This window comes from Aquabacter sediminis (genome assembly GCF_028863665.1).
Classification (GTDB): domain Bacteria; phylum Pseudomonadota; class Alphaproteobacteria; order Rhizobiales; family Xanthobacteraceae; genus L1I39.
Window position 1 is genome coordinate 247473 of sequence record NZ_JARBFX010000006.1, and the last position, 18703, is coordinate 266175.

General features: G+C 68.4%; 19 protein-coding genes. 4 read left to right on the forward strand and 15 right to left on the reverse strand.

The annotated features are described in order from the left end of the window. Nucleotides 1-55: 55 nt before the first annotated feature. From PV781_RS14540 to PV781_RS14550, 3 genes are all read right to left on the reverse strand, one after another. A complete protein-coding gene (locus tag PV781_RS14540; protein WP_274776348.1) occupies nt 56-532 on the reverse strand; it encodes a prepilin peptidase in 477 nt (158 codons plus the stop codon). A gap of 7 nt (nt 533-539) precedes the next feature. Then, complete coding sequence (locus PV781_RS14545; protein ID WP_209101034.1) at nt 540-704, reverse strand: Flp family type IVb pilin; 165 nt, start codon at nt 702-704, stop codon at nt 540-542. Between the two features lie 185 nt (nt 705-889). After that, a complete protein-coding gene (locus PV781_RS14550; protein WP_274776349.1) occupies nt 890-2068 on the reverse strand; it encodes an MFS transporter in 1179 nt (392 codons plus the stop codon). Nucleotides 2069-2258: 190 nt separating this feature from the next. Between PV781_RS14550 and PV781_RS14555 the strand changes: the two genes are divergently transcribed. Both PV781_RS14555 and PV781_RS14560 read left to right on the forward strand, forming a co-directional pair. Next, nucleotides 2259-2798, forward strand: a complete 540-nt coding sequence (locus PV781_RS14555) for a GNAT family N-acetyltransferase (protein ID WP_274776350.1) — start codon at nt 2259-2261, stop codon at nt 2796-2798. A 117-nt stretch (nt 2799-2915) separates the two neighbouring features. Continuing rightward, entirely contained in the window at nt 2916-4127 is a 1212-nt protein-coding gene (locus PV781_RS14560) for an alpha/beta hydrolase family protein (protein WP_274776351.1), read from the forward strand. A gap of 171 nt (nt 4128-4298) precedes the next feature. Here the strand turns inward: PV781_RS14560 and PV781_RS14565 are convergent, their stop codons facing one another. From PV781_RS14565 to PV781_RS14580, 4 genes are all read right to left on the reverse strand, one after another. Beyond that, nucleotides 4299-5249, reverse strand: coding sequence for a PDR/VanB family oxidoreductase (locus tag PV781_RS14565; protein WP_274776352.1), 951 nt, complete (start codon nt 5247-5249; stop codon nt 4299-4301). Further along, nucleotides 5249-5764, reverse strand: coding sequence for an MOSC domain-containing protein (locus PV781_RS14570; protein WP_274776353.1), 516 nt, complete (start codon nt 5762-5764; stop codon nt 5249-5251). The genes PV781_RS14565 and PV781_RS14570 overlap by 1 nt, the downstream gene beginning before the upstream one ends. A gap of 53 nt (nt 5765-5817) precedes the next feature. Further along, nucleotides 5818-7131, reverse strand: a complete 1314-nt coding sequence (locus tag PV781_RS14575) for an MFS transporter (protein ID WP_274776354.1) — start codon at nt 7129-7131, stop codon at nt 5818-5820. A gap of 117 nt (nt 7132-7248) precedes the next feature. After that, nucleotides 7249-7599, reverse strand: coding sequence for a RidA family protein (locus tag PV781_RS14580; protein WP_274776355.1), 351 nt, complete (start codon nt 7597-7599; stop codon nt 7249-7251). A 579-nt stretch (nt 7600-8178) separates the two neighbouring features. On the opposite strand from PV781_RS14580, the gene PV781_RS14585 reads away from it, so the two are divergent. Further along, nucleotides 8179-8757 carry a helix-turn-helix domain-containing protein gene (locus PV781_RS14585; protein ID WP_274776494.1) on the forward strand — a complete coding sequence of 193 codons (579 nt, stop codon included), beginning with the start codon at nt 8179-8181 and terminating at the stop codon, nt 8755-8757. Nucleotide 8758: 1 nt separating this feature from the next. On the opposite strand, the gene PV781_RS14590 is transcribed toward PV781_RS14585, so the two are convergent. From PV781_RS14590 to PV781_RS14605, 4 genes are all read right to left on the reverse strand, one after another. Beyond that, nucleotides 8759-10717, reverse strand: coding sequence for a MacB family efflux pump subunit (locus PV781_RS14590; RefSeq protein ID WP_274776356.1), 1959 nt, complete (start codon nt 10715-10717; stop codon nt 8759-8761). Nucleotides 10718-10720: 3 nt separating this feature from the next. After that, nucleotides 10721-11962, reverse strand: a complete 1242-nt coding sequence (locus PV781_RS14595; RefSeq protein ID WP_274776357.1) for an efflux RND transporter periplasmic adaptor subunit — start codon at nt 11960-11962, stop codon at nt 10721-10723. Further along, the gene (locus tag PV781_RS14600) at nt 11952-13487 is read right to left on the reverse strand and encodes an efflux transporter outer membrane subunit (RefSeq protein ID WP_425532403.1); all 1536 of its coding nucleotides are present in this window, start codon (nt 13485-13487) and stop codon (nt 11952-11954) included. Before PV781_RS14600 ends, PV781_RS14595 begins: the two co-directional genes overlap by 11 nt. Nucleotides 13488-13754: 267 nt before the next feature. Beyond that, complete coding sequence (locus PV781_RS14605) at nt 13755-14111, reverse strand: winged helix-turn-helix domain-containing protein (protein ID WP_274776358.1); 357 nt, start codon at nt 14109-14111, stop codon at nt 13755-13757. A 286-nt stretch (nt 14112-14397) separates the two neighbouring features. Here PV781_RS14605 and PV781_RS14610 point away from each other — a divergent pair, with 286 nt between their 5' ends. Next, complete coding sequence (locus PV781_RS14610; protein ID WP_274776359.1) at nt 14398-14742, forward strand: ArsR/SmtB family transcription factor; 345 nt, start codon at nt 14398-14400, stop codon at nt 14740-14742. A 16-nt stretch (nt 14743-14758) separates the two neighbouring features. Here the strand turns inward: PV781_RS14610 and PV781_RS14615 are convergent, their stop codons facing one another. From PV781_RS14615 to PV781_RS14630, 4 genes are all read right to left on the reverse strand, one after another. Continuing rightward, entirely contained in the window at nt 14759-15286 is a 528-nt protein-coding gene (locus PV781_RS14615) for an NAD(P)-binding domain-containing protein (RefSeq protein WP_274776360.1), read from the reverse strand. A 189-nt stretch (nt 15287-15475) separates the two neighbouring features. Then, the gene (locus PV781_RS14620) at nt 15476-16240 is read right to left on the reverse strand and encodes an SDR family NAD(P)-dependent oxidoreductase (protein ID WP_274776361.1); all 765 of its coding nucleotides are present in this window, start codon (nt 16238-16240) and stop codon (nt 15476-15478) included. A gap of 147 nt (nt 16241-16387) precedes the next feature. Beyond that, nucleotides 16388-17695 (reverse strand): histidinol dehydrogenase, encoded by a 1308-nt coding sequence (gene hisD, locus PV781_RS14625; RefSeq protein ID WP_274776362.1) that lies wholly within the window; start codon nt 17693-17695, stop codon nt 16388-16390. Nucleotides 17696-17728: 33 nt separating this feature from the next. Continuing rightward, nucleotides 17729-18679: a cyclase family protein gene (locus tag PV781_RS14630; RefSeq protein WP_274776363.1), complete on the reverse strand. Its 951-nt coding sequence runs from the start codon at nt 18677-18679 to the stop codon at nt 17729-17731. Between the last annotated feature and the right edge of the window lie 24 nt (nt 18680-18703).

The window sequence follows — 18703 nt, forward strand, 5'->3', positions numbered from 1 at the left end:
CGGGCCTGTGAATCAGGCACCGGAGTTTAAACCAGAGCGCCGCAGACGCGAGCGGTCAGGCCGCGCCCATCAAGGTGGAGAAGGGAAAGAGCAGGAGCGCCGCGCCCGCCAGCGCCACGCCATAGGGCAATGCCGGTAAGGCCGACAGGCGCAGGCGCTGCAAACGGTGGCGCCACAAGGTCGCCGCCACGAGCCCCGCGCCCAAAAGGCCGCACAGGAGGAGAAAGGCCGGCACCTGCCCCGGATCCAGCCAAGGCACCACGGCGGCGGCGAGCTTGGCATCGCCCGCCCCGATCACGTCGGCGGAAAACAGCAGGAACCCCACGCCCAGCACGCCCGCCGCCAGATAAAGGCGCAGCTTCAGGTCGGGCACGCCATGGAGGGCCGCCAGAAGGGCGAAGCCCGCCAAAAGGGCCAGCACCACCAAATTGGGAATCACCCGGCGGGCGAGATCCGTGGCGATGGTGGTGCACAGGGCCGTCGGGAACAGGCCGAGCACCAGGACATCGCCGATGAGGCTAGGAGCGGGCATATGCGCGTCAGTTCCCCGCCGCCGCGGCAGACGCCTTCAGGCGCACGAGGGTGACGCCGATCTGCGTGACCACAGTGACAATGGCCACCGACAGTCCGGCGGCGATCAAACCATATTCGAGCGCGGTGGATCCGCGTTCTTCCCTAACGAAGCGGGACAAGAGAACCTTCATCGCGCACCTCGGCCGCCGTGGCGGCACATGTCTCCCCGCGGCCGAGGCCGCTCCATGGGAGGACGCTAGGGGGCGCCCCTTGCAGGCTGGTAAAGATCCGCCCATCGGGGAAAAAGGATGCTATTCAGCGTGCCCAATTCGTTAACGCGGCCGCACGCGAGGCCGGCGGGGACCTGGCCGTTCCCCTATTCCCCGCATTCCACCGGGGTTGGACGGCGCGCCGCCGGCCGATCGAGGGCGGCGGACATGAGGCTCGCCAGCAGCGCCAGGAGCGACAATCCCACCGAGACGAAGGGCAGGTGCCCATAGGCGATGCCATGGGTGATGGCCACCGCGCCGATCCAAGCCCCCACGGCATTGCCCAGGTTGAAGGCGCCCTGGTTGAGCGTCGAGGCCAGGTTGGGGGCCGAGGCGGCGGTGTCCACCACCCGCAATTGCAGCAGCGGCACCAGCGCGAAGGCAAGCACGCCCCAGATGAGCAACAGCGCGAGGGCCGGCACCGGGGCGCGGGCGCCGGGCACGAAGGCCAGCAGCACCACCAGCAGTACCAGGATGGTGCCGATGAGGGACGGCATCAGCTTCCAGTCCGCCAGCCGCCCGCCCAGCATGTTGCCGGCGGTGAGCCCCACGCCGAACAGGAGCAGCGCGCCGGTAATGGCGGGGGCGGACAGGCCCGTCACCTCCGACAGCAAGGGCGAGATATAGGTGAAGACGCAGAACAGGCTCGCCGAGCACAGCACGGAAATGAGCATGGCCAGCATCACCTGCCCGTTCCCCAGCACCCGGAATTCCTTGAGGATGCCGCCATGCGCCATGGGCAGGCGCCCCGGCACCAGAAGGATCAGGGCGCAGAGCGCGGCAATACCGATGCCCGCCACCGCCCAGAAGGTGGCCCGCCAGCCCATCAACTGGCCGAAGGCGGTGCCCGCCGGCACGCCCAGCACATTGGCGATGGTGAGCCCCGCGAACATCAGGGCGATGGCCTGCGCCCGCTTCTGGCGCGGCACCAGGTCCGCCGCCACCACCGAGCCGATGCCGAAAAAGGCCGCGTGGCAGAAGGCGGTGACGATGCGCGCGCCCATGAGCAGGCCATAGCTCGGCGCCAGGGCGCACAGCACATTGCCGCCAATGAACAGAGCCATCAGCCCCACCAGCGTCGCCTTGCGCGGCAAGGCGGCGGTCAGGATCGCCATCACCGGCGCGCCGATCACCACGCCCAGCGCATAGCCCGTCACCAGCAGGCCGGCGGCGGGAATGGTCACGCCGAGGTCGCGGGCCACGTCGGGCAGAAGGCCCATGACCACGAATTCGGTCGTGCCAATGCCGAAGGCGGCGACGGCGAGGGCGAGCAGCGAGAGCGGCATGGGCAACCGGGGCAGATAAGGGAGAGAGCAGGGTGCACCTCTTGCTGCATTGCAGCAACCCCATGGGATGCAAGCCAGACATGCGGCGGCTTTCCGGGCTGCTCGTCTCGACGGACACGCTTCACAGCCGCCGCGCGCCCCCTCCGGCGACCACAGTTTGGACGCCAAAGCGTGGCAGGAGCAGACCATCATGCCTGAACCGATCACACTCGCCGAAGCCCATCCCGCCGATCTGCCGGCCTTCAGGAAAAACCTGCAGGAGGCATTCGCGCTGGCCGTCATCGAGGAATTCGGACCGCTGCAGGACGGCCCGATCCCGTCTGACGAAGATCTCGACAGCGCGTTCGCCGCGCCGGGCGCCGAGGTGCTTCATATCTTGCGCGACGGAGAGCAGGTCGGGGGTGCTGTGGTGACCATCAACACCACCACGAAACAAAACGCCCTCGATCTTTTTTTCATCTCGCCGGCCGCTCATGGCCAGGGCCTGGGACATCGGGCCTGGACCGCCATCGAGCAACGGTATCCCGACACGCGGGTCTGGCACACGCACACGCCCTATTTCGAGAAGCGAAACATCCACTTCTACGTCAACAAATGCGGGTTCAAGATCACCGCCTTCTACAATGCGCGTCATGCGGACCCGAACCGCCCCGGCACGCAGGACTTTCCAGGCGTGGACGAGGCGTTCGAGTTCGAGAAGGTCATGCCCGGCGCCACGGCCACAATCTGAGACAGGGCCGTGCATGCCCGCCTTGAAGCCGCCGGGGCCTGCGCGGACCTCAACGCTAACCCCGTGATTTATCTCCGGTCCTCTGATTGAATGGCGCCGCCCTTCAAGGACGACGCCATGCCGCTCCAGTTCAAGGACGACCTGTTCGATGCGCAATTCCTGCGCACCCTCGGCCACACCTTCTATGGCGGCGCCGATATCGGCGAATGCTTCGCGGTGGCCGGGCGCATCCCCAATGGCAATACGGAGCGCTGGTACGGAGAGTGGACCGCGCTCGCCCAGCGCCTCTACGATGCCGGGCAGGCGAGCCTCTTGGCCGGGCGGGGCGCCAGCGCCCGCGACGCCTTCCTGCGCGCCTCCAACTATTTCCGCACCGCCGCCATCTTCCTCCTGCAAGGCCCGCCGGACCCGCGCCTGAAGGAAGCCTATGAGCGCCAGCGGGAAGCCTTCGCCCGCGCCTGCGCCCTCATGCGCACGCCGGCGGACAGCGTGCGCATCCCGTTCGGCGACACCACCCTGCACGGCATTTTCCTGCGCCCCTCCGTCACCGACAAGCCGCGCCGCACCCTCATCATCACCGGCGGCTATGACGGCACGGCGGAGGAATGCTTCTTCTATAGCGGCGCGGCGGCGCTCCAGCGGGGCTATAACGTGCTCGTCTTCGACGGGCCGGGCCAGGGGGAGGCGCTGATCCGCCACGGCATGAAGCTGCGGCCGGACTGGGAAGCTGTCATCACACCGGTCATGGATTTCGTGCTCGCCCATGACCTGGTGGACCCGGACCAAGTGGTGCTGATGGGTCTCAGCCTCGGCGGATACCTCGCCGCGCGGGGCGCGAGCAAGGAGCCGCGCCTCGCCGCTCTTGTGCTGGACCCCGGGCAATATTCCATCCTGGAGGAAGCACGCTCCCGCCTGCCGGGCTTCATCGGCCGGCAGGTGCCCGATGGCAACGCCCTCGTCCTGTCCTTCCTCAACTGGCGCATGAAGCGGCTGATCGCCCACCCCACCGAAGGCTGGGCGCTGCGGCGGGGCATGTTCGTGAACGGGGCGGAGAGCCCGCTCGCCTTCCTGAAGTCCACCGCCGCCTACACGCTGGAGGGGTTCGCACCCGAGATCGCCTGCCCCACCATGGTGTGCTCGGCCGAAGGGGACGGCATCGGGGTCACCGCCAAGCGCCTGTTCGATGCGCTGACCTGCGTGAAGCGGCACGCGGTGTTCAGGACGGCGGATGGCGCAGGCGCCCATTGCGAATCCGGCGCCCGCACGTCTTTCAATCGCGAGATGTTCGACTGGCTGGACACGATCCTGGACCAGATCCAGGCGGGGTGAGCCCTCCAACTCATTGAGAGAGAATGCGTGATCCGATCCGCCTGCGGTGCAGGCGGATCGGCGCATGCTCTTGAGCGCTTCAGAGTTTCATGGAAACACTGAAGCGCTCTATCTCTTTGTTTTGATGCATTTCCTTCACGCGAACCGGTTCCCACTTCGCTCGGAAATGCTTCAGAGATCCACCACCAGCCGGTCCGAGGCGGAAAGGGCGACGCAGGCCACCAGCTTCCGCGCCCGGTCCGCCGGGCTCAGGATGCGGTCGCGATGGATGGGCGTGCCTTCCAGGTAATCCACCTTGCAGGCGCCACAAATGCCGCCCCGGCAGACGCAGTCCAGCTTGATGCCGGCGGCTTCCAGCGCATCCAGCATGGACACGCCCGCCGGCACGTCGATGGACCGTCCCGAACGGGCAAGCACCAGCGTGTAGGGGCGTGCGTCCGGGTCGACCACCAAAGGCGGGGGAACGAAGCGCTCCACATGCACCTGCCCTTCCGGCCAGCCTTCCGTAAGGGCCTCGAACGCGTCGGTGAGGCCCTGCGGGCCGCAACAATAGACGCGGCGGCCATCCGCCGGCGCGCCGATCAAAGCGGCAAGGTCCGGCCGGCCCGCGCGCGCGGTGTCGTGATGGACCACCCGCCCCGCCGCGACCAGCCGCGCCAGGTCCTCGGCCAGGGGCGCCGTCCCCCGCGAGAGGAGGTGCAGCGTGAAATCCGTGCGCCCCGCCTCCAGCAGGGCCGCTCCCGCCGACAAAAAGGGCGTGAGGCCGATGCCGCCGGCCACGAACACAAGGGGAGCGGACCCGGGTCCGCCCTCCAGGTCCAGCCCGCCGCGCGGCAGCCCGGCGCCGATCTCCGTGCCCGGCCGCGCAGCGTCGCACAGATAGAGCGAGCCGCCCCGCCCCTGCGCCTCCCGCTTCACGCCGATCACATAGCGCGCCTTGTCCGAGGGCGGGTTGAGCAGGGAATAGGTGCGCTTGTCCCCGCTCGGCAAGGTCAGGTCGATATGGGCACCGGGGCGGAAGGGGGGCAGGTCCCAGCCGTCCGGGTCGGTGAGCACCAGGCGGGTGATGTCGGGCCCTGCGGGCTCGGCCGCGCGGACCACCAGTCTGAGAAGCCGGGCCATCAGGAATTGCGCACCAGGTCGCCCACGCGCACCACGCCGCCCTTCAGAATCTTGCAATTGAGGCCCGAGCGATTGATGAGCGGGTCGAAGATGGCCTTGCCGGTGATTTCCTCGATATGCCGGCACGGCACCGACAGGCGGGTCGCCTCCAGCAGGGTCTCGCCGAGCAGGAAGCGCCGGCCCACCAGGTGGTTGAGCGGCACCCCCTCCACCGTCACGTTGCGCCGATGGTCCTGCGGACCCAGCTCGATCCCGTGGTCGCGCTTGAGCGCCTCCAGCGTCTCGATCTCGAACAGGGTCACCTGCCGGCCTTCCTCGGGCCGCTCGGAATAGAAGCCCTCCTCGCGGCCGATCATGTAGCGGTCGCCCTCAATGCCCTTGCCGGCGATGAGGGTGATCTCGTCCACCCCCCGCATGGGCAGGAAGGCGCGGGCGGTGATGTGCAGGTGGCGCACGATGCCGGTGAAGGCCAGGACCGGCTCTTCGGGCGCGAGGGAAAAGGTCTGGGTGAGCATGGTTCCTCCGGGATGGGAATCCGCCGGGCCGCGGAAGGGCCCGGCGGGTTGCCTCAGCTGATGTCCTTGCCGGCCGTCTCGGGGGCCTTGTAGGTGGCATAGGCGGTGATGAGGGCGCAGGCGATCAAATAGAGCGAGATGGGCCAGGTGGCCCCGCCGCTCCAGGTCATGAGGGACGCGGCGATGAAGGGGGTGAGGCCGCCGGAAATGGCCGCGCCGATCTGAAAGCCCAGCGAGGCACCCGAATAGCGCAGCCGCGCCGTGAACAGCTCCGAATAGAAGGGAGCGCCGATGCCGAACATCACCATCTGGCCGAAGGAGATGGCCACCACCACCGTGGCGGTGACGATCCAGGGGTCCTTGGTGTCGAGCAGCGTGAACATGGGGAAGGCAAAGCCCATGCAGAACAGGCAGCTCAGGTAGAACATGGTCTTGCGGCCCCACTTGTCCGACAGCCAACCGAAGAAGGGGATCGAGAACAAGGCGATGAAGGAGGAGGCCATCACGCCGTTGAGGATGGTGGCGCGCGGCATGCCCAATTTCTGGGTGGCATAGGAGATGACGAAGACGCCGGCGATGGAGGCGTAGGAAATCTCGGCGATCTTCAGGCCCACGGCGGTGAAGAAGGGCTTGCGGTGATGGGTGAAGATCTCCAGCACCGGCATGCGCGCCACTTCATGCTTGGCCTTCAGCTGGCGGAAGGCGGGCGTCTCTTCCAGGCGCAGGCGGATGAACAGGCCGACCCCGATCAGCAGGATCGACAGCAGGAAGGGAATGCGCCAGCCCCAGGTGATGAACTCGCTCTCGGGCATCTGGGAGGCCACCGCGAAAATGCCGAGCGCCGCCAGGTTGCCGATGGGATTGCCCACCTGCACCAGCGAGCCGAACAGACCGCGCTTCTTGTCCGGCGCGTTCTCCACCACCATGAGCACCGCGCCGCCCCATTCGCCGCCAATGCCGATGCCCTGGAGAAAGCGCAGCAGCACCAGCAGGATGGGCGCGGCGACGCCGATCTGCTCATAGGTGGGCAGGAGGCCGATGCAGAAGGTGCCCAGCCCCATGATGATGATGGTGGAGGCCAGCATGGCCTTGCGGCCGTGCTTGTCGCCCAGATGGCCGAAAATGGCCGCGCCCAAGGGCCGGGCGAGGAAGCCCACCGCATAGGTGCCGAAGGCGGCGATGGTGGCGAGCGCCGGGTCGCCCACCGGAAAGAACAGCTTGTTGAAGACGAGGGCGGTGGCCACCGCATAGATCAGGAAGTCGTACCACTCGACCGCCGTACCGATGACCGAGGACCAGACGATGCGGCGCATGCTCGCGGACCCCACAGAGGGCGCGGTGACCGCCATATGTTCGGTGATAGCCATTGAAAGACCCCATCTGGAAGGTTGTTTGTGTGTGGGACGCAAACTCCCGGCCACCGTCCGGCTTCTGCGTCCGGGCGGCGTCAGGCTGACGCGGGAAAGGGGCGACGGGCCGGGCGGTCAGCCCGGCAAGGCGGCGATGACGGCCACCTCCACCTTGATGGCGGGATTGGCGAGGCGCGCTTCCACGCAGGCCCGCGCGGGCGCTGCGCCGGCCGGCAGCCACGGGTCCCAGACCGCATTGAAGGCGGCAAAGTCGCCAATGTCCGGCAGCCAGACATTGGCGGAGAGGAGGTGGCCCTTGTCGGTCCCCGCCTCGGCGAGGATGGCGTCGATCTTGGCCAGCACTTCAGCCGCCTGGGCGCCGATGCGGGCCTCAAGGTCGTCCGGCACCTGGCCGGAGACGAAGACGAAGCCGCCGAAGACGGTGGCGGCCGAGAGGCGCGGGCCGGGATTGATGCGGGTAATCATGCTGGAACCGGACCTCTCGCAGTGTCAGGATGGGCAAAGGCCCGCTTGGTCATGCCCGCGACGGAGAAGCACGCGACTGTCATGCTTGCGACCTGCATGCTTGCGACCTGCATGCTCGCGACTTGCATGCGCGCGATTTTCATGACGGAAGCGGCTCCTTCCGGGCCGTCGGGGGGATGGGTGAGAGCCGGGTGAAGCGGCCTGCACGCATCGAACCAAGTTTACTGACGGAAATCAACAGCCCAAATTCCAGCCAAAGCGCCACCTGCCCGCTTTATGGGCTTCCGCGCCTGGATTTCCCCTGTATTCTCGCCGCAAACACACCCCTTGCCCAATCTTGGGTCGGGTGGTGCAAAAAATTTCTGCGAGTAAACAGGTTTACTGGAAGGTGCCAAGGCGCGCGCGCCTCGGCACCGGGCGTCGCGGCCTCCCCCGTGCCCGAGCGTCACGCCTCCAGTAAACAGAAGCGCGACTTGGATCGCGGTTGAAGCTATAAGACGGGCCAAGCGCGGGCGCTCACCGCGCGGCGGACCGGCCCCGGCTCCCGGGGGCCAAGGAAGGACGGATCAGGTGCTCGACATGTCCCGGGCCGACCGGCTCGGCCCCAATCTGAAGGAATTGCGGCTGGAGCGCGGGCTCACCCTCGACAAGCTGGCCGGCATGAGCAGCCTGACCCGCGGCTATCTCTCCTTGGTGGAACGCGGCCTGAAGACGCCGTCCATCACTGCCCTCCTGCGGGTGGCCGATGCGCTCCAGGTGAACATCGCCCAATTGTTCGACATGAATGCCGCCCCGGCCCCCCGCTATACGCTCCACCGCGCGTCGGACCCGGAACTCTCCTCCATCGACGGCACGTTCGGCCTCACGCCGCTGGCGGCGGGGCGCACGCGCAAGATGATGGAGCCCTTCCTCATGACCCCCTCCACCGGCCCGGCCGCCAGGACGGGGCCGCGCTGGGCCCATGGGGGCGAGGAGATGCTGTTCGTGGTCTCAGGCCGCGTCTCGGTCAATCTGGGCGCCGAGGAACTGGTGATGGATAAGGGCGACTGCCTTTATTTCTCCGGCGAGATCAAGCACGAGGTCCGCAGCCTCGGCCGCCAGAAGGCGCAGGTGCTGGTGGTCATCGCCCTGCCCGCCGAAGAGGCCAAACCCGCCTGAGCTACACCCGCGAGAGCGCCTCCACGGGATCGAGCCGCGCCGCGTTGCGCGCCGGCAGGAAGCCGAAGGCGATGCCGATGAGGCTGGAGCACAGCACCGCCGCCACGATGGAGGCCACCGAATAGATGGGCGCGAAGGGCGAGCCCATCAGGGTGAAAGCGAGGCCCACCGAGAGCGCCAGCAGCACCCCGGCCACGCCCCCCGTCAGGCACACCAGCACCGCCTCGATGAGGAATTGCTGGAGGATGTCGGACCGCCGCGCGCCCACCGCCATGCGCACGCCGATTTCCCCCACCCGCTCCGACACCGACACCAGCATGATGTTCATCACCCCGATGCCGCCCACCAGAAGCGAGATGACGGCGATGGCGGCGATGAGAAGCGTCAGTGTCTGGGTGGTGGCGGTGATGGTCTGGCGGATGTCGTCGGTGTTGAGGATGAAGAAGTCCTTGGTGCCATGGCGCTTCAGCAGAAAGCGGGTGAGCGCCTGCTCGGCCAGGTCCATGGCCGCCTCGTCGCGCACCCGCACGGTGATGGAGCGCAAGGTGGGACTGCCGAGGAAGCGGGTCTGCACCGCCGTATAGGGCAGATAGAGGGAGAGGTTCTGGCTGCCGCCGAAGCCGGTCTGCTGGGCCTGCGTCACCCCCACCACCCGCACCGGCACGTCGCCCGCCAGGATGACCTTGCCGAGCGGATCGGTGCCGGGCGTGGCGAACAGGGTCTTGCGGGTGTTCTCGTCGATCACCCCCTCCAGCGCCCGGGTGCGCACGGCGGTGGCATCGAAGAAGCGGCCCGAGGCGAGCTTCAGGCCCTTGGCGGCGAAATAGCTCTCGCTCACCCCGTTCACCAGCGCGCTCGCCTCCTTGGCGCCGTAGCGCAGGGTGCTGGAGGTGGAGACGGTGGGCGTCACCGCCGCCACGAAGGGCTGCTTGGCGAGTTCATTGGCATCGGCCACCACGAGGGTGGTGATCTTGCCCGATCGCATGTCGCCGAAATCCTTGCCTGCGAAGATTTCCAGCGTGTTGGTGCCCAGCGCCGAGATATTGGCCAGCACCCTTTGGCGCGAGCCCTCCCCCAGCGCCACCACGCTGACCACCGAGGCGATGCCGATGATGATGCCGAGCATGGTCAGGAAGGTGCGCAGGCGATGGGCGTTCATGGACAAGAGCGCCATGCGCAGCGCCTCCCCCACCCGGTCGAGCCGCGCCCGCCACAGATTGAGCGCGCGCGGCGCGGCCGGTGCCTCGGTCGGCGCGGGAGCCGGCTCCGCCGGCCGGTTCACGCGGTCGGCCAGGATGACGCCATCGGAAATCTCAATGATGCGCCGCGCCCGCGCCGCCACCTGCATGTCGTGGGTGACGATGATGATGGTGCGCCCGTCGCGGTTGAGGTCTTCCAGGATCTTGAGCACCTCCTCGCCGCTGGCCTTGTCCAGGGCGCCTGTGGGCTCGTCGGCGAGGATGACCTGGGCGTCGTTCATCAGCGCCCGGGCGATGGAGACCCGCTGCTGCTGGCCGCCCGAAAGCTGGCTCGGCCGGTGGAACAGGCGCGCGCCCATGCCGAGCCGCTCCAGAAGCCGTTGCGCCCGCGCAAGGCGGATGCCGCTGGGCGTCCCGGCATAGACCGCCGGCACCTCCACATTGCCGAGCGCGGTCAATTCGGAGAGCAGGTGATAGCGCTGGAAGATGAAGCCGAAATGCTCCCGCCGCAGCGCCGCCAGCTCGTCCGGATCAAGGCTGGAGGTCTCCCGGCCGGCGATCCGATAGCTGCCGGACGAGGGCCGGTCGAGACAGCCAAGGATGTTCATGAGGGTGGACTTGCCCGAGCCGGAGGCGCCGACAATGGCCACCATCTCGCCGGCGGCAATGGTGAGGTCCACGTCTTTCAGGACGCACAGCATGCCCTCGCCCGCCGGGAATTCCCGGCGAAGGCCCGACAGGGCGATGAGCGGCTCAGCCATGGTTCAGAACCCCATAGGCCCGGGCGGCCCGCCCTGCCGGGTGGTTGTGCTGGCGGAGCGCTCGCCCGTCACCACCCGCTCGCCGAGCGCCAGGCCGGAGCGCACTTCCACCATCACCTTGTCGTTGAGGCCGATCTCCACCTGCCGGAGCGCAACGGAGCCATCCGCCGCCAGCACCCGCACCGGATAGCGGCCATCGGCGGCGCGCGGCCCCAGGGCGGCGGCGGGGATCACCGGCACATCGGTGGCGCTGCCGAGCACGATATGCACCTCGGCGGTCATATAGGTGCGCAGCCGCCCGTCCGGGTTGGGCACGTCGAACACGCCGACATAATAGACCGCGGACGAGGAGCTGGAGCTCGACGAGGAACTGGAGGACGAGCTGGTGGAGGTGCTGAACGAGCTGTCCGAGACGATGTTCTCTGGCGCCGGCTCGATAAAGCCGAGCTTGGCGTCGAAGCGGCGGTCGGGCTCGCCCACGATGGTGAAGAAGAGCGGCTGACCGGGCGCCACCTTCACGATGTCGGCTTCGGAGATGTCCGCCCGCACGGTCATGACGTCCAGCTGGCCGAGAATGACGATGGTGGGGGTGGTCTGGGCCGCATTCACCGTCTGGCCCTGCTGGCTGACGATCGCCAGCACCGTGCCGTCCATGGGCGCGGTGATGCGGGTATAGCCGAGATTCGCCTCGGCCGTGGAGACCGCCACCTCCGCCTCGATGATCTGGGCCTCCAGCGCCGCAATCTGGGCGGCGATGGTCTTCACTCCGGCTTCCGCGCTTTCAAAATCCGCCTGGGAGACGGCGCGCTGGGCCACCATGGTGCGCTGGCGGGCGAGCGTCTGGGCGTTGAGCGCCTGGGTGGCGAGCTTCTCCTCCCGCTGCGCGCGCACATTGGCAAGAGACGCCTTGGCGGTGCGCAGGGCGTTTTCCTGGGTGATGGAATCAATCTCCGCCACCAGGTCGCCCTTGGCCACCTTGTCGCCGAGGCGCACCTTCACGGAGGTCACCCGCCCCGACGCCTGCGAGCCCACCGCCACCAGCCGCGCGGGCTTGAGAATGCCGGTGGCGAGCACCGTCTCCTCCACATTTCCCCGCGCCACTTCCGCCGTCATGAAGCCGGCGGCGGGATCGGCGGCGAGGCGGCCACGCAGCACCAGCCCGCCAGCCGCCAGGGCCACGAGCACCGTCCCGATCAGAAGGAGCCGGCGTCGCCGGGGCGCACGCGCGGGCAGGTCACTGGCCATGGGCGGCGGTGTCCTTTGCAGGCAGGAAGTCGGGCTTGGCGAGGTGGGGGACCATCTTGTCCACCACCTCCGGCCGGGACGTGTCGACGAAGCCGTCCCAGCCCCCGCCCAGCGCCTTGTTGAGGGCCACATAATCGGTTGCGATGGCCACCTTGCTCTGGAGCAGGGAATCCTGCGCCGAATAGAGCGAGCGCTCCGCGTCCAATACGTCGAGAAAGCTGGTGGAGCCGCTTTCATAGAGCGCCCGGGAAAGCCGCGCCGCCTCGCCGTAGGAGGCTGCACTCCGGCCGAGCTTTTCCGCGCGCGCCCGCTCCTGGCGGAGCGCCACGGCGGCATTCTCCACATCCTCCAGGGCGGTCAGCACGGCGGAGCGAAAGGCGATGAAGGACTGGTCGCGCTGGGCCTGGGTGACTTCCACCGCCGCCTGGAGCTGGCCGCCATTGAAGATGGGAACCGTCAGGCTCGGCCCGAAGGACCAGCTGATGGTGGAGCCCTTGGCGAGATCGCCGAGCTTGGTGCCGGTGGTGTCGATGGAGCCGGTGAGGCTGACGCTTGGATAGCGCGCGGCCTCCGCCTGGCCGATGAGGGCGGTGGACTGGGCCAGTTGCCGCTCCGCCTGCCGCAGGTCGGGGCGGGCGGTGAGGATGTCGGCGGGCACGCCCAGCGGCTGTCGTCCCGGCGGAGCGGGAATAGGGGCGGTGGACGCCATCCGGCTGGAAAGCGCGGTGGGCGGCCGGCCGGTCAGCACGCTCAGCCGATGCACCGCCTGGGCATAGGACGTTTCCAGCGAGGGAATGTCCGCTTCCGTGCCGGCGGCGAGGCCCTCCGCATTAGACACGTCCACCGCCGAGGCCCCGCCCGCGTCGAACTTGCGGCGGGTGAGCGCCGCGGTCTCGCGCTGGGTGGCCGCCGTGCGGCGGGCGAGCGCAATGCGGGCCTGATAGCCGCGCGCGGAAACATAATTGGAGGCGATGTCGCCGATGAGGGTCAGCAGGGTGGCGCGCAATTCGTCCTGGGCCGCCTGCTCGGCATAGAGCGCCGCCTCGGCGCCCCGCCGATTGGCGCCGAACAGGTCCAGCTCCCAACTGGCATCAAAGCCCGCCTGATATTGCGTATAGGGCCCGGAGACGGTGACGTCCCCGCCACCGCCCACATTGGAGCCGTCATCGCCGCGCGTGGCGGTGGCATTGCCGGTGAGACTGGGCAGGAGGGTGCCCAGCGCCTGGCGATAGGAGGCCCGCGCCTCCCGCACCCGGGCCTTCGCGGTGGCGACATCGAGATTGTCCGCGACCGCTTCGTCGACCAGCGCGGTGAGGGTGCGATCATTCAGCCGCCGCCACCATTGCGCGAGCTCCGGTGCCTTGTACGACGCGCGGGCGGGCGCATCTCCCCATTGAGGGGGCAGCGACAAAGCGGGGGTCTCATAGTCCGGGCCGACGGCACAGGCGGACAGGGCGCAGGCGAGCGCCAGAAGAAGGAGAGCGGACGCCGCGCGGCGCCCCGCGCCGGCCAGGGGTCCGCGCACGGACAAGGCGGATCGGGCCGATCGGGAGACGCAGGCGACCAGACGTCTCGGTACCACGCGTCTGCGCAAGGGACCATCCACAGGAGATCATGGCAGCCGGCCGCAACCCGACATCAGGAAATGCCGCGCAGCTGCCTGACCGGCGGCCGGTCCTGTGTGCCGCCCGCTCCGCGGCAATGCAAAAAGAGAATTGTAAGATATTTCAGCCCTTTGTTACCCAAGGTTTCCAAGGGCCGCCGGATCCTGAAGGGCGCTGGGGAATGGCGCTCAGGTTTCCGGCCCGGCGGGGGACGCCAATTCCCTGGACAAAGCGAGAAGATGGAGCGCCGCTGCTTCGGCCGCCGCATGCTCGATGGCGCGGTAGCGGGCAATGAGGGAGAGGCCGAAGGGGGTCAGCACCGCCCCGCCACCGCGCCGCCCACCCGTCTGCGCGGTCACCACGGGCGTGCCGAACATGCCGTTCAGGTCCTCCACCAGTTCCCAGGCGCGGCGATAGGACATGTCCATGGAGCGGCCGGCGGCCGAGATGGAACCGAAGGCCGCGATCTTCTCCAGAAGCTCGATCTTGCCGGGTCCAACGCGCTGGCCCGGCGCGAGATCGATGCGTACGCTCAAGGCCGCCATGGGTCCGCCTGGAAACGAGGAAAGCGGGCGCGCGCCGCGCGCCGGTCCTGCAGTCTAGCATCCGCCGCCCGCCAGGCAATGCAGGCGAACCACATAACGCCTGTGCACGGATGGCGGCGCAGTGCGGCTGCCGCGCGATCCGGCAAGCCATTGGAATGAGAAGTCTCTTTACCGGGACATGCCCCGTGCCCCTCTCCGACCGGCGCTCTGCGGTGGGCCGACGGCTTGCGGTCGCTATATCCGCGTGGATATAATGCTGGTCATCAGAGGTGAGCGGAGAAGCGGCATGGCCGGTGACGGGTCCGCACAGACGAACGATGTCTTTCAGGCCCTCGCCCATCCGGTGCGGCGGGCGCTCATGGACCTGCTGCGGGACGGGGACCGGGCGGAGGCGGAGCTTGGCCGCGCGCTCGATCTTGGCAGCGCGGAATTGACCGAGCAAGTGGCGCACCTGGCTCAGGCGGGGCTAGTGGAGCGCAAGGGCGATGCGCCCGGCACATGGCGGCTTTCCCTTGCGCCCGCAGCGCTTGGCCCGGTGGATGCGTGGCTCACCCCCTACCGCCCGTTCAAGCTGGTGCGCATGGCCGATTTCCGTCGCCTCGTGGAAGGCGAACTGCGCAACGGGCGGTGAACGCGGCCTTGCTGCCTCACACGCACATGAGCGGGGCGCACAGGCGCGCGCGGGCGGCGGTGGCGGTGCCGGCTTCCCCCAGATAGTCGATGCGGGCGCAGATCTGGTCGAGGATGGGGCGGGCCTTTTCCACATCCTCCCGGCTGCCGGCGGCAAAGCCCAGCATGCGGCCGGACTTCATCTCGCCCAGCGTGCCGAGCACCTGGCACTCGACGAAGGCGCCGCCGGCGGCCTTCACCCGTGCCGCCCGGTCGGAGGCGCGGCCGGTGGGCACCTCGCCCATTTCCACCACCAGCTTGCCGTCCAGGTGGCTGGAGAGCAGGCCGCACGGACCGTCATAGGCCTGCACGCCCGCATGGGCTTCCAGGCGCGTGATGACGGCATCGCAGCGGCTCGCCAGCGCGCAGAGGCCCATTTCGCAGGCGCCGGAGGCGCGGGCGCGGCCGCAAATATCGTCGGAATGCACCACCTCGTGCCCCGCCGCAGACAGGCGGCAGGCCAGCGCCGCGCCGGTGCGCGCGGGCGCCAGGATGGCGATGCGCATCGCCTCTCTCTCGGCCCTTTGCATGGCCTTGTCTCCCTTGGCACCTCCCAGCGGCCCGCCGGTCTTTGCCGGGGTTCCGCGTGCCGTCTTGTGCGGACGCCGCCATGATGACGAGGCGTCCGCGACCAGTCTTCCCTGTCCCGCCCTCGGGTGCAAGCCCCAGCGGGAGCGAGCAAGCCCCGAGGGGCCTCAGTCGGCAGTCCAGCCGCCATCCACCAGCACGGAGGAGCCGGTCATCAGCGAAGAGGCATCGCTGGCCAGGAACAGGACCGCCCCCATGAGATCCTCCACCTGCCCGAGCCGCCCCAGCTTGATCTTGGTGAGCACGCTTTCCTTGAAGCCGGGCTGCTCCAGGAAGGGGCGGGTCATGGGCGTCTCGATGAAGGTGGGGGCGATGGCGTTCACCCGCACCTGGTGGGGGGCCAGATCCACCGCCATGGCCTTGGTGAGCCCCTCGATGGCCCATTTGGTGGAGCAATAGACCGAGCGCCGCGCCCCGCCCACCTGCCCCATCTGCGAGGAGGTGTGGATGATGGAGCCGCCCCGCCCCGCATCCACCATGCCCCGCGCCACCACCTGGGCGACGAAGAAGGCGGCGCGGACATTAAGGTCGACGACCGCGTCGTAATCCTCCTCCGTCACGTCCAGGAAGGAGGCCGGCCGGTTGGCGCCGGCATTGTTGAAGAGCACGTCGAACGGGCCGGCCGCGCCGATCACCTCGCGCACGCGCGCCACGTCGGTCACGTCCAGCGCCAAGGCGGTCGCGGTCTGGCCACGGGCGCGGATGGCGGCGGCGGCCTCCTCGATCTCGCCGGCGGAGCGGGCGACGAGGGTCACGTCAGCACCCGCATCGGCCAGCACCGCCGAGGCAGCAAGACCGATGCCGCGCCCCGCGCCGGTCACCAGCGCGCGCTTGCCGGACAGGTCGAAGGTGGGCTTCCTGGGCAGGTCCATGCCAGTCTCCTGAAAAGGGGGGACCGCGCCGGGCGGCGGCCAGGCGCGGGAATCGAAATGCGCCCAACCCCTTACGGGATCGGGCGGGGCGATTGAAGCCGATCCGGGATGAGAAACCCGCGCGGGGAGGCCGCGCGGGTGTCAGGCCTATTCGGCCGCCGAGGCGTAGGGCACGTTGCGCCCGCCATAGCGCCGCACGCGCACATTGGCCTGCTCCGCATGGCCGGCAAAGCCTTCAAGCATGCACAGGCGCGAGCAATATTCGCCGATCATGGCCGAGGCCTCGTCGGTGAGCACGCGCTGGTAGGTGCAGGTCTTCAGGAACTTGCCCACCCACAAGCCACCCGTATAGCGGGCCGACTTCAAGGTCGGCAGCGTGTGGTTGGTACCGATCACCTTGTCGCCATAGGCCACATTGGTGCGCGGACCCAGGAAGAGCGCGCCGTAATTGGTCATGTTGCGCAGGAAATAGTCCGGGTCCACCGTCATCACCTGCACATGCTCGGAAGCGATGCGGTCGGCTTCCGCCACCATTTCCTCATAGCTGTCGCAGACGATCACCTCGCCATAATCCGCCCACGCCTTGGCGGCGGTCTCGCCGGTGGGGAGGATGGCGAGGAGGCGCTCCACCTCGGCCATGGTCTCCTGCGCGAGCTTTCGCGAATTGGTGAGCAGGATGGCCGGGGAATTGGCCCCGTGCTCGGCCTGGCCGAGGAGATCGGTGGCGCACATTTCGGCGTCCACGCTCTCGTCGGCGATCACCAGAGTCTCGGTGGGGCCGGCGAAGAGGTCGATGCCCACGCGGCCATAAAGCTGGCGCTTGGCCTCCGCCACGAAGGCGTTGCCCGGGCCCACCAGCATGTCCACCGGGGCGATGGAGGCGGTGCCCAGCGCCATGGCACCCACCGCCTGGATGCCGCCGAGGCAATAGATCTCGTCCGCGCCCGCCAGATGCTGGGCGGCGACGATGGCGGGGGCCGGCTTGCCCTGATAGGGCGGCGCGCAGGTGATGATGCGCTTCACCCCCGCCACCTTGGCGGTGATGACCGACATATGGGCGGAGGCGAGCAGCGGATATTTGCCGCCGGGCACGTAGCAGCCGACCGAATTAACCGGGATGTTCTTGTGCCCGAGCACCACGCCCGGCAGCGTCTCCACCTCGATGTCCACCATGGACTCGCGCTGGCGCTGGGCGAAATTGCGCACCTGCGTCTGGGCGAAGCGGATGTCGTCGAGATCGCGCGCGGTGAGCTGAGCAAGGCACGCCTCGATCTCGGCGTCGGACAGGCGGAAATCCTCCCTGTCCCAGCCGTCGAACTTTACGGACAGCTCGCGCACGGCGGCATCGCCCCGCGCCTCGATGTCGGCGAGGATGCCCTCCACCGTCGCGCGCACCTTCGCCTGGTCGTCCGCGCGCGCGGCGGCATCGCGGCCGCGCTTGAGAAATTCAGCCATGCTGGCGTCCTCCTGCCGGGCGTTTCGCCGGCCCTACTTGATGGCCTGGGGATTGATGGGCGAACCGGCGCCGCCCGGCAAGTGCATGGGCGGGGCGCAGAAAAAGAACTCATAGACGCCGTCGGCGGCGCAATCGGCGGCCAGGTCCTTCACATAGAAGATCTCGCCCATGGAGATGCCGATGGCGGGAATGACCACCCAGTGCCAGGGCTGGTTGGCCTCGTCCGTCTCGTTGGGACGCACCTCGCAGCCCCAGGTGTCCGAGCAGATGGCGGCGATGTCGGTCTCGCGGATCCAGTAGCAGGTCTCGAACGCAAAGCCCGGCGCGGCGCCGCCCGCATAGCCCGACCAGTCGCCCTTGGCGAGGCAGCGCTCCTGGTGGCCGGTGCGCACGATGACGAAATCGCCCTTGCGGATCTCCACCTTCTGGGCGGCGGCGGTGTCCTTGAGATCCGCGATGGTGATGGCATAGCCATCGTCCAGGCTGTCCACGCCCTTGAAGCGGGCCACGTCCAGGAGCACGCCCCGGCCCACCATCTTGTCGCGCACATGCTCGATGCCGAGCTTCTTGGCGCCACGGGCATCCACGAGGCGGGCGTCATAGCCATTGTACATCTTGTCATCGAGGAAGATGTGGCAGAGCGCGTCCCACTGGGTGGAGGCCTGGCAGGGCATGTTGATGGCGTCGTCCGCATAGCGCAGGTACGGCGCGGGCGTGTCCTGGTTGCCGGCGGCGGCGTCCGTGCCGGTGGCCAGCATGGTGTGGATGGGGTTCCACCGGCCGCCGAACAGGCCGGACTGGATGGGCTCCTTCAGCGACAGGCCGAGCGCGAACGTCTTGCCCTTGCGGATGAGCTTGCCGGCATTGACCACGTCCTCGGGCGAGACGTTGTTCAGCGTGCCGATCTGGTCGTCCGCGCCCCAGCGGCCCCAGTTGGAGAGCTTCTCGGCGGCTTCATAAATGGCGGCGCGATTGACCTTCATGGCATCCTCCGAAATTTGTTATCG

Excerpts from the sequence above, each read along its gene's own strand:
- PV781_RS14540 (WP_274776348.1), bottom strand. The coding sequence starts at position 532 with ATGCCCGCTCCTAGCCTCATCGGCGATGTCCTGGTGCTCGGCCTGTTC.
- PV781_RS14545 (WP_209101034.1), bottom strand. The coding sequence starts at position 704 with ATGAAGGTTCTCTTGTCCCGCTTCGTTAGGGAAGAACGCGGATCCACC.
- PV781_RS14550 (WP_274776349.1), bottom strand. The coding sequence starts at position 2,068 with ATGCCGCTCTCGCTGCTCGCCCTCGCCGTCGCCGCCTTCGGCATTGGC.
- PV781_RS14555 (WP_274776350.1), top strand. The coding sequence starts at position 2,259 with ATGCCTGAACCGATCACACTCGCCGAAGCCCATCCCGCCGATCTGCCG.
- PV781_RS14560 (WP_274776351.1), top strand. The coding sequence starts at position 2,916 with ATGCCGCTCCAGTTCAAGGACGACCTGTTCGATGCGCAATTCCTGCGC.
- PV781_RS14565 (WP_274776352.1), bottom strand. The coding sequence starts at position 5,249 with ATGGCCCGGCTTCTCAGACTGGTGGTCCGCGCGGCCGAGCCCGCAGGG.
- PV781_RS14570 (WP_274776353.1), bottom strand. The coding sequence starts at position 5,764 with ATGCTCACCCAGACCTTTTCCCTCGCGCCCGAAGAGCCGGTCCTGGCC.
- PV781_RS14575 (WP_274776354.1), bottom strand. The coding sequence starts at position 7,131 with ATGGCTATCACCGAACATATGGCGGTCACCGCGCCCTCTGTGGGGTCC.
- PV781_RS14580 (WP_274776355.1), bottom strand. The coding sequence starts at position 7,599 with ATGATTACCCGCATCAATCCCGGCCCGCGCCTCTCGGCCGCCACCGTC.
- PV781_RS14585 (WP_274776494.1), top strand. The coding sequence starts at position 8,179 with ATGTCCCGGGCCGACCGGCTCGGCCCCAATCTGAAGGAATTGCGGCTG.
- PV781_RS14590 (WP_274776356.1), bottom strand. The coding sequence starts at position 10,717 with ATGGCTGAGCCGCTCATCGCCCTGTCGGGCCTTCGCCGGGAATTCCCG.
- PV781_RS14595 (WP_274776357.1), bottom strand. The coding sequence starts at position 11,962 with ATGGCCAGTGACCTGCCCGCGCGTGCGCCCCGGCGACGCCGGCTCCTT.
- PV781_RS14605 (WP_274776358.1), bottom strand. The coding sequence starts at position 14,111 with ATGGCGGCCTTGAGCGTACGCATCGATCTCGCGCCGGGCCAGCGCGTT.
- PV781_RS14610 (WP_274776359.1), top strand. The coding sequence starts at position 14,398 with ATGGCCGGTGACGGGTCCGCACAGACGAACGATGTCTTTCAGGCCCTC.
- PV781_RS14615 (WP_274776360.1), bottom strand. The coding sequence starts at position 15,286 with ATGCGCATCGCCATCCTGGCGCCCGCGCGCACCGGCGCGGCGCTGGCC.
- PV781_RS14620 (WP_274776361.1), bottom strand. The coding sequence starts at position 16,240 with ATGGACCTGCCCAGGAAGCCCACCTTCGACCTGTCCGGCAAGCGCGCG.
- hisD (WP_274776362.1), bottom strand. The coding sequence starts at position 17,695 with ATGGCTGAATTTCTCAAGCGCGGCCGCGATGCCGCCGCGCGCGCGGAC.
- PV781_RS14630 (WP_274776363.1), bottom strand. The coding sequence starts at position 18,679 with ATGAAGGTCAATCGCGCCGCCATTTATGAAGCCGCCGAGAAGCTCTCC.